The organism is Streptomyces justiciae, assembly GCF_015163075.1.
In the GTDB taxonomy this organism is placed as follows: Bacteria; Actinomycetota; Actinomycetes; order Streptomycetales; family Streptomycetaceae; genus Streptomyces; species Streptomyces justiciae.
This window is the reverse complement of the sequence record NZ_JADDXU010000009.1, coordinates 302169-316493: the sequence shown is the minus strand read 5'-3', so window position 1 is coordinate 316493 and position 14325 is coordinate 302169. Positions and strand designations below refer to the sequence as shown.

Genomic DNA, 14325 nt, shown 5'->3' with positions numbered 1-14325 from the left:
TCAGCCTTCCGTGACGAGTCGGGCCATGGCGCCGGTGGGGCGGGTGCCGAGTTCCGCTTCCAGGCGCCGGGCCTTGTCGGCGCTCGGCCGGGCGTTGCGGTAGGCGTCCAGGGTCTGGGGGAGGCTGGCGCGGAGCCACCGGTCGAGGTGGCGTCTGCTGGCGACGTTCATCTCGCAGAGGGGGTCGAGCGCGTCGTCGAAGCGGTAGTGGGGGTGGTGGAGGCGTTCGGCCAGCACCTGGCGGATCAACTCGTGCGGAGTGCCCGCGGCCGGGTCGCCGGGGGAGAGGGTGATCAACGAGATCTGGGGGCCTTCGTAGAGCGGGGAAGCGCGGAACGCGTCGTTCAAGTCCGGGTGGAGCAAGGAGAGTTCGTCGGCCACCACCAGGCAGCCATTGCGGGCGATGTCCTGGAAGACGAGCGAGTGGGCGAGGTCGTAGGAGAGCAGGTCGTCGAAGAGATACGGCTGGAGTCTGATCTTTCGGCCGCGCAATCGCAGATCGGGTTCGCTGAGGCCGGACACCGCGCTCTCCAGGACCTGGGCGATGAGCAGGCCCTCGGCGCCGAACGGTTTCCAGTCCACCCGTGTCGTGCCGTACCGGGCACGGATCGACTCCGGGGGGAGACCGAACCCTTCGAGGATCTCCCGCACCTGCCCGGACGCCGTACCGAGCAGGCCGTCCGCTTCTGTGTCGGTCATGGCCACCACCACGACCGGCAGGCCTATCTCGTGGTCGGGGCGCTGGAGTCCGACGGTCTGCAGGAGCGCCGCGTGCACGCGGTTCGGCAGCGTCAGGGTCGCGGACTCGGCGAGTGTCTCGGTGATGCCCCACTGGGCGGCTTCGGTTGCGACCGTGTCGGGGTCCGAGCCCGGTGTGACAATGCCGAGCAGGGGATGTCCTGTGCGGGCGCGCGCCAGGTTCAGGACGCGGCGCGTGCGGTCTGGGTTCTCGGCGAGCACGGTCATCAGGGGCGGGGACAGCAGGAGGCCGACCGTGCGGGCCGCGGTCACGGCACGGTCCAGGGTGAGCATCTCCTGGGGGGTGTTGGTGAGAAGGTCCGTGGAGGACGTGGTGACGTTCCACATCGCCCCCACCGCCGTGGCCAACTGTGCTGCCGCCTCACGGTCCTTGAGCGCGTGCATCAGATGGACGTCGTGGACCAGCTTCCGGGGATGCGGTGGCTCCGCCACAGGTCTGGGCGGGGCGAGGGCGCCCGGTGGCAGTTGCAGGTCGGCCGCCACCGCCGACACCACGTCCGCGGCGAGATCACCGGGGTTGGTGAACCAGCCGATGCCGTGGACCTTCTTCAGCTCGTCGCGCAGGCGTTTGATGCCGGTGGCCGATGGTGTGCCGGGGTCGGTCAGCGCGTCGACATGACCCATGGGCCACGAGGCATCGTCCTCGACCAGGAAGATCAGCCGCTTGCGGCCCGCCTCACCGGCCTTGCGGTACTCCAGCTCGGTGATCGACCGCCCGTCCGGGTTCTGCGGACCGGCCTCGGGGACGTACCCGTAGCGAAAGGCGAAGAGGCCGACGTAGACATCGCAACTCGCCACGTCGGCGAGACACTTCTCCAACGGCCGTTCGTCGAAGGCCGCGTAGTCCTCCATGGCGACGACGTCCAGTGGCAGCCTGCGCAGCCTGGCCAGCACAGCTGCCCGGTACTTCTCCAGGTCGGACACCGTGGACGACAGATAGACCTTCACCCTGCGTACCTCGCTCCTCACGCGGTGGGAACAAGGTACAGGCGCCGAAGCCGGAGGGAGATCCCCTTGGTCACACCACCCGAGTCGCCCCCGCGAACGGCATCTCGTCAATAGGTGCGATCCGTACCGGTGCCGTCGGGTTCGGGGCGTGGATCATCTGGCCGTTGCCGATGTAGATGCCTACGTGGGAGATCGCGGAGTAGAAGAACACCAGGTCCCCCGGCTGGAGTTCGGCGCGGGAGACTCGGCGGCCCGCGTCGATCTGGGCGTAGGTCGTGCGGGGGAGCGAGATGCCCGCGGAGCGGTACGCGGCCTGGGTCAGGCCGGAGCAGTCGAAGGCGTCGGGGCCGGTGGCGCCCCAGACGTAGGGGCTGCCCAGTTTGGAGTAGGCGTAGGAGACGGCTGCGGCCGCGCGGGAGTTGGGGGCCGCCACGTCACCCGTGGTGGGGGTCAGGGTGTCGCGGGCGCCGCCCGTGGACGAGGCCCGGGACGCTCGCTGGACGTCGGACGTCCGGTCCTCCGGCGGGAGTTGGGCCAGCAGGTGGCGTGCCGCGTCCAGCTTTCCCGTGATCGTCTTCTTGTGGCGCTTCAGCTCCGCCTGGCGGGACTTGAGCGACGCCAGTTCGATGTGGGCGGCGCCTCGGAGTTGTTCGATCTCGCGCAGTTGTCTGCGGACGCTCGCCACCGACGCCGCCTGGCGCGTGCCGGCGCGGTCCACGAACTCGGCGCTGTCGAGGTAGTGGTCGGGGTCGGAGGACAGCGCCAGTTGGAGGGACGGGTCCAGGCCGCCCTCCCGGTACTGCGCCGCCGCCATCGAACCCAGCGCGTCCCGCGCCGAGTTGAGCTTGTCCGTCTTGCGTGCCGCCTCGTCGCGCAGCGTCTTCAGCCGTTCCTCGGCCGCGTCCGCCTTCTCCTTCGCGCCGTTGTACTTCTCGGTGGCGACCTCCGCCTCCTGGTACAGCTTGTCCACCTTCGCCTTCACCTGAGCCGGTGTCAGGTTCGGCTCGGCGTGCCCGGTCCCGTCGAAACCCGTCGCGGTCGCCGCGCCCGCGAGGGCGATCGTCGCCGCCGTACGGGCCGTGTTGCCGCCTACCGAGCGCTGCCTGGGCTTGCGGTGCGCTGCCACGTGGACTGCACGTCCTTTCGTACCGTACGAGCTACCGCCCGGTCCTACGGACCTGAGGGCCGCCCCGGGTCGTCACCGGCCGTGCCGACGCCAGGGGGAGCGTCGTACGGCCGCCCGGGGCGGTTACGCGTCCGGCGGCGGCCCGCACAGGGGGAGCGGGCCGCCGCCGGACCTTCTCGGCGGTGGTGATCGACTGCCGCCCCTGGCCCGGGCGGCGGTGGGGAGCCGGTCACCTGGTGGAGGACGCTAAACCTGTGTGTGTCGTGGGGGTAACGGGATGCGCGGAACTGGTCTCAGGGGACCGGTGCGTGTCCGCATCTGAGCGTGATCCCTCTGCTACGCCTTCCGCTTCACGCGGGGTGCTGACCGAACTGTGGATTCCGGGACATTCGGAGGTGGCGGGGTGCTATGGGGCGCATATATGCACCCTCCCGCAGGGACGGGGGAGGCGGGGGTGGTGTGCTGTGGTGGCCGTGGCCCTGATTAGGCTCCGGGCCATGGACGTACTCATCCATCTCTTCGTCGGCCTGCACATCATCGGCATCGCCGCGCTGCTCGGCGGCTTCCTCACGCAGATGAAGGCGATGGGGCAGGGCACCGCCCGCTTCGTCCCCGCGATGCTGCACGGCGCGCTGACCATGCTGGTCACCGGCGCGATCCTGGTCGGCCTCAACCAGGCGGACGACCAGCACGTCGACAACGTCAAGATCGGCGTGAAGCTGGCGCTGCTGGTCGTGATCCTCGGGCTCGTCTACGTCAAGCGGGACGACGAGAAGGTGGAGAAGGGGCTGTTCGGGCTGGTCGGCGCGCTGACCGTGGCCAACATCTTCATCGCGGTGCTGTGGACGTGACCGGCGTTTCGCCGGCTCTGACTCCGGCCCGGGCCGAGGCCACGGCTCCGGCCGCCACCGCCAGCCAGGCCGCCACCGCCAGCCACAGCAGCACCTGACCCGGCGTCCTCAGCCAGGACACGTCGAGCGCGGCGGCCACCGACAGGGTCGCCGCCGACGTCATCCCCATCGGGAACACCGTCGCCCAGCGGCGGACGTCGTAGTGCGGACGCGGCCACCCGAACTCGGCGGCCACCAGGACGACGTACCAGGACAGGTCGAGGATCAGCAGAGCGACGGTCACCGCGCGCAGGACGCCGCGGTCGTCGCCGTTCCACAGGTACAGGCTCGCGCTGTCGGCCGCGATCAGCTTCGACCCCGCCAGCGCCGAGATGGCCATCGCCCCGCCGGCCACCCAGTGGTCCCCGGCGCCCGTCGTCACCTGGCGCAGGTCGAAGCGGGCCAGGGCGAGGCCGTAGAAGACCAGGCCCAGCCAGAACAGCACCAGCGCCGCATGCGCGAGCCACGCCGTCGACACCGCCCCGGCGAGCGTCGCGCCCAGCACGGCCAGGCCCTGTGTGGCGACACAGACCAGGAACACCGCGCCCGGCATCCGCCGCTTCCAGTGCCCCATGACCAGCACGATCAGCACCGGCCACAGCACCGCGGCCAGAGCGAGGAGTGCCTCGGCGAGGCGCTGCCAGCCCAGGGCGGAGAAACGGGTGCCCAGCACCGTGGTCGCCGCGATCGCCGTGAGCGCGCCCGGCGTCTCGGCCTCCGCCACCCAGCGCGACCGCTCCAGCAGCAGTCGTACGGCGAAGTCGGCGGCCAGCGCCACCCAGGCCACGCACGCCAGCACCAGGGCGATGCGGGACATCACCTCGTACCCCGTCAGATGCAGGGCGACCGACACGATGCCGGTCGCCATCACCGCGGAACCGGCGGCGGGCGGGCGCTGCGCCCACCAGATACGGAGGGGGGAGGTATGGGGCGTCTCGGGCATGAAGGTGATGCTAAGGAGCGCGCGGGGGGATGAGAGCGGGGGCACGCGCGCGTGCGTGAAGAAAAGAGCGCGGGCGCGCGGAGGGGGCGGGAGCGGGGCACGCGCGCGTGCGGAGGGGACGGGAGCGGGGCACGCGCGCGTGCGTGCGTGAAGAAGAAGGCGCGGGCCTGTGGGGGCGAAAATGGTGCACGCGCGCGTGCGTGAAGAAAAGAGCGCCGGCGCGGAGCGGCAGCGGCCGCGTCTGAGTAGGTGCGCTCATGACAGGCGAGGGCCGCGGCGGCGAGACTGCGCCCATGTCCTCCAGACGATCACCCCTCCTGGCCGTCCTCGCCGCGGTCGCCATGACCGTGACCGCCTGCGGGAGCCAGCGGGCCGGGGAAGAACACACGGGCGCCGCGCCGACGCCGACGCGTTCGTACCCGCCCCCGCCCAAGTGCGCCCAGGCCGCCGAGACCCCCGCGCCCACCTCCGCGTCCCCTTCGCCGGACGCGACCGGACAGCCGGACGAGGAGCCCGGCGACCAGCCCCCCAACTACGCCGACAACCACGCGTACCGCATGCAGGCCTCCCTCAGCCCGGAGCGCGAGGCGAGTGGGCTGGCCTCGGCCGGGCTGATCCGGAAGGAGCTGGAGAAGGTCCGGGAGGAGGGCGGGGCGGGGGAGTACGGGGCCTACCCCGACGCGCGTGTCGAGGCGGCCCTCCAGCGCCTCGGCTGCGGGCCGGAGCATGGGGTCTTCGTCGGGAACGGGTTCTACGCCGTCTACACCGGCATCGCGTGCGTGTCCGGCCGGGTGACGAAGGACGAGCTGACCGCCGAGGTGCACGGCGTCTACGTCGAGCCCCAGCCCGGGGCGGGGCCCTGCGTGGAGAACCGCGGCGGTCACTGACGCCGGCGCGACGCGTCAGGCCGGGCGCACCACGCTGTGGATCGCCGACTCGCCGTCGTAGTAGATCGACTCCTCGCGGACGTACGCCCCCGGCTTCGGCGCGTGGATCATCATGCCGTTGCCGATGTAGATGCCGACGTGGGTGACGTCGTCGTAGAAGAAGACCAGGTCACCGGGCTGGGCGTTGGCGAGGGAGACGGTGGTGCCGGCGTTCACCTGGTCGTAGGTGGTGCGGGGGAGGGAGATGCCGGCGGCGTTCCAGGCGGCCTGGGTGAGGCCGGAGCAGTCGTAGGAGTCGGGGCCGGTGGCGCCCCAGACGTACGGCTTGCCGATCTGCGCGCGGGCGAAGGCGAGGGCCTTGTCGGCCTTGGTGGCGTACGAGGAGTCGGCGGTCTCGGAGGACGAGGATGAACTGCTCGCCTCCTGCTCCGCCGCCGCGGCCTCCTCCGCCGCCTTCTGCTCCGCGGCCTTCTGCTGCTCGGCCAGCTCCGCGGCCTTGCGGGCGGCCTCCTCCTGCTTCTTCTTCTCGATCGCCGCGAGTCGCGCCTTCTCCTCGGCGGTCAGCTGCGACAGCAGCTCGCGCGCGTCGGAGAGCTTGCGCTGGACGGTCGCTTTGGCGGTCTTCAGGTCGCTCTGCGACTCGGTGAGCGTCTCGAGGCTCTTGGTGGCCTCCTGGCGCTTCTTCATCGTCGCGGACTGGGCGCTGATGTAGTCGTCGACCGCGCCCTTCTGACGGTCCGTCATGCGGCCCATCAGCTGCGTCTGGTCGAAGTAGTCCTGCGGGGTGTCCGCGAGCAGGAAGGTCGCGGTGTCGGGCGCGGAGGCGCCGGTGCGGTACTGGGCCGCGGCGAAGGAACCGAGCTCCTCGCGGGCCTCGTTGAGCTTCTGGGTGCGCTGGGCGACGTCGTCGAGGAGGGTGTCGACCTCCTTGCGCTGCTTGGCGGTCTTCTCCTTGGCCGAGTTGTACTTCTCGGTCGCCGACTCCGCCTGCCGGTAGAGGTCGTCGACCTTCTTCTCGACCTCCTCCAGGCTCGGCTTGTCGTCGGTCGAGGGGGCGGCGGTGGCCGTCTGGGAGAGCAGGGCCACGGAGGTGAGGGCGGCCGTTGCGAGCGCGGGGGTGCGTATGCCTGCTACGCGCGTTCCCGCGGGACGCGGCTTTGCGTGCGACGCCAAGGGAGGCGACTCCTTCCATGTTCCGCCTACCGAGTTAGCTGTCGGGTTCGGGCGGGTGGTTCGGAAGGTGTGCCCTACGGCCGTCCCCCGAAAGGGAGTTGGGCCGATTCACCCCAAGGTCGGTGTGGGTCCCCGGCTCCGGCTGCCATGGCGGCGCACCGGACTCGGCGGAGGCCGCGCGGCCCGGCGACGTTCGCCGGTGGGGGTCGTACGGCCTGTCCGGCACGGTAGCCAACTGGTGTGGCCCCTGTGAAGGTTGATGTCCGATAGGCCCGATACATTTTCGTGACCTTAGGTCAGGACGTGGCCGAGCGTGGCCAATACGGAAGGATCTGCGGCGACTTGTACGTATTTTGGCCGGAGTGACGGCGTCCGCCCGCTTCCGGGGGCTAACTTCCAGCCGAGCCACGGTCGCACACCGTGGGTGGGAGGGATACGGCCATGAAGACCCGTACGTCACTCGTCGTCGCCACCGGCGTCGCACTCGCCGCCACCGCGGGCATCGCCCCCGCCACGGCCTCCGGAGGGCACAGCGGAGGCAAACCCGTCGTCCGCGTCATCGCGACCGGTCTCGACAACCCGCGCCAGCTGTCCTACGACGACGGTCACGTGTACGTCGCCGAGGCCGGCCGGGGTGGCAAGAAATGCATCGGCGAGGGCCCCGAGGGCGAGACCTGCGTCGGGCTGTCCTCGGCCGTCACGAAGATCTACTGGGACGGGAGCGCGTGGCAGCACCACCGGGTCGTCCGCTGCCTCCCCTCGGGCGCCGCGCCCGACGGCGGCTTCGCGACCGGCGTGGACGGCGTCTCGGCCCTCCACGGCGAGCTCTGGGGCATCGAGACCTTCGCCCCGCCGGAGGCCGGCGTCCCGACCACGCCGCCCTGGAACAAGCTCGGCAAGCTGCTGCGCGTGGACCAGGGCAAGGCGAGGATCGCCGCCGATGTGTCCGCCGTCGAGTTCAAGTACAACCCGCACAAGGCGAGCCTGGAATCCAACCCGTACGCCGTCCTCGCCCTCCCTGACGGCCGCAAGATCGTCGCCGACGCGGCCGGGAACGACCTGGTCGTCGTCTCCCCGCAGGGCAAGGCGAAGCCGTTCACCGTCTTCCCGGACCACGACAAGCACGAGGCCGTCCCCACCTCCCTCGCCCTCGGCCCCGACGGCAACCTCTACGTCGGCGAGCTCAACGGCCTCACCGAGAAGCCCACCGCGCGCGTGTGGAAGGTCGACCCCTGGACCGGCAAGATCCTCGGCTGGAAGTCCGGCTTCGGCCCGATCGGCGGGATCGCCTTCAACAGCAGCGGTGACCTGTACGTCAGCCAGCTCTTCCAAGGCGTGGTGACCAAGGTCGCGCACGGGAAACGTACGAACGTGAAGGTGCCGTTCCCGGCGGGCCTCGCCGTCGACCCGTACGACGGCAAGGTCTACGTCTCCGCCTGGTCGGTCGCGGACCGTGACGGCACGGTGATGGAGGGCAAGAGGACACCGGGCGGGCAGGTCTGGAAGATCCTGGGCTTCTGAGAGGGCCGTAATCGGCCCGACTTCTCGGGGCGGCGGCGGGGTGTCAGTGCGGCACCCTAGACTCGGAGAGCGATGACAGGCCTCTTTGACGACAGCTTCCTGGCGAACCTCCAGGCCCCCCAGGGGCATGACGAGGAACCCCCGCCGCCGCCCGAGGACGAGCACGGACCGGAACCCGAACACCTTCCGGACGATCTGTTCGGCGGGAAGTTCGACGTGCCGCCGGACCGGGACGCCTACTACCGCGACGGCGCCCCGCGCCCGGCCCTGGACGCCGCCGCGCTCATCGAGGGGCTCAACGAGAACCAGCGGGCCGCCGTCGTGCACTCCGGCACCCCGCTGCTCATCGTGGCCGGCGCCGGCTCCGGCAAGACGCGCGTGCTCACGCACCGCATCGCCTACCTGCTGGCCGAGCGGAACGTGCACCCGGGGCAGATCCTCGCGATCACCTTCACCAACAAGGCCGCGGGCGAGATGAAGGAGCGCGTCGAGCAGCTCGTCGGCCCGCGCGCGAACGCGATGTGGGTGATGACCTTCCACAGCGCGTGCGTGCGGATTCTGCGGCGGGAGAGCAAGAAGCTCGGCTTCACCTCCTCCTTCTCGATCTACGACGCCGCCGACTCCAAGCGCCTCATGGCCCTGGTCTGCCGTGACCTCGACCTCGACCCCAAGCGCTTCCCGCCCAAGTCCTTCAGCGCCAAGATCAGCAACCTCAAGAACGAGCTGATCGACGAGGAGGACTTCGCCGCCCAGGCCACCGACGGCTTCGAGAAGACCCTCGCCCAGGCCTACGCCATGTACCAGTCGCGGCTGCGCGAGGCCAACGCCCTCGACTTCGACGACCTGATCATGACGACGGTCAACCTGCTCCGGGCGTTCCCCGATGTCGCCGAGCACTACCGCCGCCGCTTCCGGCACGTCCTGGTCGACGAGTACCAGGACACCAACCACGCCCAGTACGCGCTGGTCAGGGAACTGGTCGGGACGGGTGCGCATGACGAGGACGTCCCGCCGAACGAGTTCGACGTCCCGCCCGCCGAGCTCTGTGTCGTCGGTGATGCCGACCAGTCGATCTACGCCTTCCGCGGCGCGACGATCCGCAACATCCTCCAGTTCGAGGAGGACTACCCGAACGCGACGACGATCCTGCTGGAGCAGAACTACCGCTCCACCCAGACGATCCTGTCCGCCGCCAACGCGGTCATCGAGCGCAACGAGTCCCGCCGCCCCAAGAACCTGTGGACCAACGCGGGCGCCGGCGCGCGCATCACCGGCTACGTCGCCGACACCGAGCACGACGAGGCGCAGTTCGTCGCCGAGGAGATAGACCGACTGACGGACGCGGGCGACGCGAAGGCCGGCGATGTCGCCGTCTTCTACCGCACCAACGCCCAGTCCCGAGTCTTCGAGGAGATCTTCATCCGCGTCGGCCTGCCCTACAAGGTCGTCGGCGGCGTCCGCTTCTACGAGCGCAAGGAGGTCCGGGACGTCCTGGCCTACCTCCGTGTCCTCGCCAACCCCGAGGACTCGGTGCCGCTGCGGCGGATCTTGAACGTCCCCAAGCGCGGTATCGGCGAGCGCGCCGAGGCGATGATCGACGCCCTCTCGCAGCGCGAGAAGATCAGCTTCCCGCAGGCGCTCAAGCGCGTCGACGAGGCGTACGGCATGGCCGCGCGGTCGACGAACGCCGTGAAGCGGTTCAACGTGCTGATGGAGGAGCTCCGTACGATCGTCGACTCCGGCGCGGGACCGGCGACCGTCCTGGAGGCGGTGCTCGAACGCACCGGCTATCTCGCCGAGTTGCAGGCCTCCACCGACCCGCAGGACGAGACCCGGATCGAGAACCTCCAGGAACTCGCCGCCGTGGCCCTGGAGTTCGAGCAGGAGACGGAGGAGGGCGAGGAGTCCCCCGGGCTCGCCGCCTTCCTGGAGCGGGTCGCGCTCGTCGCCGACTCCGACCAGATCCCCGACGAGGACGAGGACGGCTCCGGGGTCATCACCCTGATGACTCTCCACACCGCCAAGGGACTTGAGTTCCCGGTCGTCTTCCTCACCGGCATGGAGGACGGCGTCTTCCCGCACATGCGCGCCCTCGGCCAGACCAAGGAGCTGGAGGAGGAGCGGCGCCTGGCGTACGTCGGGATCACGCGCGCGCGGGAACGGCTGTACCTGACGCGCTCATCGCTGCGCAGCGCGTGGGGGCAGCCGTCGTACAACCCGCCCTCGCGCTTCCTGTCGGAGATCCCGGAGCAGCATGTGGAGTGGAAGCGCACGGGGGCGACCGCGGCGCCGGCGGGACCGGTGTCGGGTGTCGCGTCCTCGCTGTCGTCCTCGCGCTCGCGGTCCTCGGCGCGGGGTGCGTCGGGCTTCGCCACGAGTCGTTCGTCGGAGAAGCCGGTTGTCTCGCTGGTCGTTGGTGACCGGGTGACGCATGACCAGTTCGGGCTTGGCACGGTCATGGCGGTGAAGGGTACGGGGGCGAACGCTGAGGCGACGATCGACTTTGGTGAGGCCAAGCCGAAGCGGTTGCTGTTGCGGTATGCGCCGGTGGAGAAGTTGTAGCTCGGCTGCGGGCCGGTGGGGGCTGGTCGCGCAGTTCCCCGCGCCCCTTACGGGGCGCGATGCTTACGTGGGATCCAAGCCGTGGCTCCTCAGCCACGGCAAGGGGTCGATCGCCGAGCCGCCCGCCGGGCGGACCTCGAAGTGCAGGTGCGGGCCGGTGGAGTTGCCGGAGTTGCCGCTGTACGCGATCGGGTCGCCGGCCTTGACCGTCGTACCGGAGGCGACGCGGTAGCTGGAGAGGTGGCAGTACCACGTCTCCGTGCCGTCCTTCGCGGTCACGATCATCATGTTGCCGTAGGCGCTGTTCCACTGCGTACGGACGGTGCCGTCGGTCGCGGCCATCACCGTCGTGCCGTACGAGACCGGGAAGTCGATGCCGGTGTGCACGGACATCCAGTTGACGCCGGCCTGGCCGTAGTAGGCGCTGAGGCCGTGCTGGGCGACCGGGAGGGCGAACTTGGGGCGCAGCCGCTCCTTGCGGGCCGCCTCCTCCGCCGCCTTCTTCTTCTCGGCCGCCTGCTGGGCCTTGAGGTCGATGCGCTCCTGCGTCCGGCTGGCCCGGTCGGCGAAGTCGTCGGCGCCCGCGGAGAGGGACTCGAGCTGGGTGTCCAGCTTGCTGTTCGCGGCCGACGGCTTGACGGACTTCGTCGTCGCGTCGGACGCGGTCGTCGAGGTGTCCTTGCCGTCGCTCATGCTGCCGACGGAGGCGGCGGCGATCCCGGTGACGCCCATGACGCACGCGGAGGGCACGGCGATCTTCATCAGCGCGGAGCGCTTGGCGGGCGTACGGCGGCGGGAACGACCCGCGTTGCGGGCGGCCATGCGGGAGCCCGGGGCGGGGGTGGGGTCTTCCTGGTCGTCGAGGAGCGGGGCGGCGGCGTCGTCCTCGGAGAGGGCGAGCAGTTCACCGGTGGTGCTCAACTCGGTGTCGTGCGAGGCGGGTTCGTCGTAGGCGACCTGCTCGAACAGCGCGGTCGACTGATGGTCGACGGGCTCCTCATGGTCCGGCGCGGCACCCTCGGAGTTCCACTGCGTGGCGTCGTAGGCGCCGGTGTCGAAGGTCTGTGTGCCCCACTGCCAGTGCTGCGTCTGGTCGGCCGCGTTCCCGGACTGGTCGGGCTGGAGCCAGGCGTTCGCATCCCACTGTCCGCTGACATCGGCCGCGCCGACCTGCGGCGGGATCGCGGAGAGCTGCTGATGCTGACCCGTCCAGGCCGTCGTGTCGTAGGCGCCGGTGTCGTAGGCGGCGTGGTGCTGGGCCGCGTACGCGTCGTAGTTCAGGGTCTGGTGACTGTCCGTCGACCAGTGCTGGGCGTCGTACGACCCGGTGTTGTCACCAGGGAGACTGCCGAACAGCGGGTCGGTGTCGAAGTGCGCAGTGGTGGTGTGCGCGCCCGTGTCGTAGCCGTAGCTCGCGAAGTCGCCGTACTGGGCCTCCTGCGTGCCGTACGACGCGTAGTGCGCCGACGAGGCATCGGAAGCCGGAGCCGGGGTGGTCATGGTCCCCGACGTGTACGGGTCGTTCACCAACTTCTCTTTCGCCTCGACAACAGGGGCTGCCAGAGCAGTGCGGTGACTGTACCCGGCGGTACGCGGGCGCGACAATCTTCGGCAGGTTTCGCGCCTGAAGGAAACGGGCATTCGGCCGTGTTTCGGGGGACTGTGGGCGCGAGTTTGGCTTTGTGTTCGAAGATTGTTCGATGTCGGACGGCTGTCCTGCGGCTGTCACGCCACTGTCAGACCCCCGGCCTCGGCCGCGGCCGCGGCTCCCGTCCGCGGCGCGTCGAGCGCCTGGCGTATCCCCGTCGCGACGGCCGGGTGCACCGGGAGGGCGAGATGTCCGATCCCGCTCACCTGGACGTTCTGCGCCATCAGGTCGGGGTGGTCGATGCAGGCGGTCTCCAGCGGGTCCATGAGGTGGTCGAGGTCGCTCCAGAAGCTGACGAAATGCGTACGGCAGCCGGGCGCGGGCCGGGCGAGTTCCGTGAGGACGTCCGAGCCGGGGCGCATCTGGCGCACGATCGGGTGGGCGTCGGCCAGCGGGACCACCCGGGTGCCCGAGTGCGGGGTGCCGAGCGTGACCAGGGTGCGGACATGGCGGTCGCCGCCGAGGCGTTGCACGTAATAGCGCGCGATCAGCCCGCCCAGGCTGTGCCCGACGACGTCGACCCGCTCGCTGCCCGTGCGCTCGCAGATCTCCTCTATGTGCCGGCCGAGCAGCTCGGCCGCGGCGCGGATGTCGCAGGTCAGCGGTGAGTAGTTGAGCGACTCCAGCTGCCGGTGGCCGTGCTGGAGGAGGCTGCGGCGCAGCAGGACGAAGACCGAGCGGTTGTCGATGAAGCCGTGCAGCAGGACGACCGGCGGCTTGGCCTCCGTCGGCAGCTGCGCGGGGCCGTCCCGGGAAGGGAGCGGGGCGGCCGGCGCGCGGCGTTCCTGGAAGACGCCCGAGGGATAGAGCAGGAGGTGGCCGGCGAGGATCGCGATCTCCAGGGCGGTGGCCTTCAGCAGCGCCACGGACAGTCCCGCCAGTCTGCCCGGAAGCAGGCGCTGACAGAGCGGAAGAAGGGGCTCGACTGCCCGGGTGACCTTCATGGCCGACCTCCTGTCGGCACACATGAGGACGCCTCTGTCCCCCGTGTGCCCTCGTGGGATGCCGGGCCGGAGGCGGCCGGCGGGGCATGCGGAGGGCGCGTGGGGTGAGCTCGGCGGATGGCGCGTACCGCGCCGATGACGAGGTGAGACTCCCTGCCGGTGTGGCGACGAGGCTCCCCGCTGTCGTGCCTTACCTGCCCTACGTGCCCTTCGTGCCTCCGTCGGCACGCCGCACCGCCACGGCGCGCGGCCCGCGGCGCGGTGGCACGGCGACCTCGTTGCGGCTCCCGTTGCGCTTGCTCCCGCTGCGGTACGGGGGCCGCAGGGGTCTGCGGTCCGTGTGCCGCATAGATTCGGAACGGTGCGCGGCGAACGTGTCCCACCGTGTGATTTCCCCCTCGGTCCGCACCGCGAAACTGCCGGTTGCGGGATGCTGGAGATAACGTTCGTTCACTTCCTCGCACAATGTGGTGTGAGGAAGCCGAAGGCGCTTCATGGAGGCAGTGATGGGTGTGGCAGCCGGTCCGATCCGCGTGGTGGTGGCGAAGCCGGGGCTCGACGGCCACGATCGCGGGGCGAAGGTGATCGCGCGGGCGCTGCGCGACGCCGGTATGGAGGTCATCTACACCGGCCTCCACCAGACGCCCGAGCAGATCGTCGACACCGCGATCCAGGAGGACGCCGACGCGATCGGCCTGTCCATCCTCTCCGGCGCCCACAACACGCTCTTCGCCGCGGTGATCGACCTGCTCAAGGACCGCGAGGCCGAGGACATCCTGGTCTTCGGCGGCGGCATCATCCCGGAGGCGGACATCGCACCGCTGAAGGAGAAGGGCGTCGCGGAGATCTTCACGCCGGGGGCGACGACGCAGGCGATCGTGGAGTGGGTCAGGGAGAACGTGCGGGAGTCGGCGGGGGCGTAGT

11 protein-coding genes and 1 riboswitch are annotated in these 14325 nt (G+C 70.4%); of the genes, 5 read left to right on the top strand and 6 right to left on the bottom strand.

All coding sequences use genetic code 11. The features are described from left to right. Both IQ210_RS25845 and IQ210_RS47945 read right to left on the bottom strand, forming a co-directional pair. A complete protein-coding gene (locus tag IQ210_RS25845; RefSeq protein ID WP_322656729.1) occupies positions 1-1728 on the bottom strand; it encodes a DUF4062 domain-containing protein in 1728 nt (575 codons plus the stop codon). 49 nt (positions 1729-1777) lie between these two features. Then, positions 1778-2833: a C40 family peptidase gene (locus IQ210_RS47945; RefSeq protein ID WP_194081489.1), complete on the bottom strand. Its 1056-nt coding sequence runs from the start codon at positions 2831-2833 to the stop codon at positions 1778-1780. A 497-nt stretch (positions 2834-3330) separates the two neighbouring features. On the opposite strand from IQ210_RS47945, the gene IQ210_RS25835 reads away from it, so the two are divergent. Then, positions 3331-3684, top strand: coding sequence for a hypothetical protein (locus IQ210_RS25835; RefSeq protein WP_194081488.1), 354 nt, complete (start codon positions 3331-3333; stop codon positions 3682-3684). Here the strand turns inward: IQ210_RS25835 and IQ210_RS25830 are convergent. Then, positions 3662-4666 (bottom strand): tellurite resistance/C4-dicarboxylate transporter family protein, encoded by a 1005-nt coding sequence (locus tag IQ210_RS25830; protein WP_194081487.1) that lies wholly within the window; start codon positions 4664-4666, stop codon positions 3662-3664. The genes IQ210_RS25835 and IQ210_RS25830 overlap by 23 nt on opposite strands. 293 nt (positions 4667-4959) lie before the next feature. On the opposite strand from IQ210_RS25830, the gene IQ210_RS47315 reads away from it, so the two are divergent. Then, positions 4960-5553 carry a hypothetical protein gene (locus IQ210_RS47315; RefSeq protein ID WP_228048314.1) on the top strand — a complete coding sequence of 198 codons (594 nt, stop codon included), beginning with the start codon at positions 4960-4962 and terminating at the stop codon, positions 5551-5553. A gap of 15 nt (positions 5554-5568) precedes the next feature. On the opposite strand, the gene IQ210_RS25820 is transcribed toward IQ210_RS47315, so the two are convergent. After that, positions 5569-6726 carry a C40 family peptidase gene (locus tag IQ210_RS25820; RefSeq protein WP_194081486.1) on the bottom strand — a complete coding sequence of 386 codons (1158 nt, stop codon included), beginning with the start codon at positions 6724-6726 and terminating at the stop codon, positions 5569-5571. Positions 6727-6734: 8 nt separating this feature from the next. Then, positions 6735-6906, bottom strand: a riboswitch (cyclic di-AMP (ydaO/yuaA leader). 261 nt (positions 6907-7167) lie between these two features. Here IQ210_RS25820 and IQ210_RS25815 point away from each other — a divergent pair. Then, positions 7168-8247, top strand: a complete 1080-nt coding sequence (locus IQ210_RS25815) for a ScyD/ScyE family protein (RefSeq protein WP_194081485.1) — start codon at positions 7168-7170, stop codon at positions 8245-8247. Between the two features lie 72 nt (positions 8248-8319). Further along, positions 8320-10809, top strand: coding sequence for a DNA helicase PcrA (gene pcrA / locus IQ210_RS25810; protein WP_194081484.1), 2490 nt, complete (start codon positions 8320-8322; stop codon positions 10807-10809). A 63-nt stretch (positions 10810-10872) separates the two neighbouring features. On the opposite strand, the gene IQ210_RS25805 is transcribed toward pcrA, so the two are convergent. Next, positions 10873-12309: a M23 family metallopeptidase gene (locus IQ210_RS25805; protein WP_228048374.1), complete on the bottom strand. Its 1437-nt coding sequence runs from the start codon at positions 12307-12309 to the stop codon at positions 10873-10875. 225 nt (positions 12310-12534) lie between these two features. Next, a complete protein-coding gene (locus IQ210_RS25800; RefSeq protein ID WP_194081482.1) occupies positions 12535-13401 on the bottom strand; it encodes an esterase/lipase family protein in 867 nt (288 codons plus the stop codon). A gap of 506 nt (positions 13402-13907) precedes the next feature. Between IQ210_RS25800 and IQ210_RS25795 the strand changes: the two genes are divergently transcribed. Next, positions 13908-14324, top strand: coding sequence for a cobalamin B12-binding domain-containing protein (locus IQ210_RS25795; protein ID WP_194081481.1), 417 nt, complete (start codon positions 13908-13910; stop codon positions 14322-14324). Position 14325 lies beyond the last annotated feature (1 nt).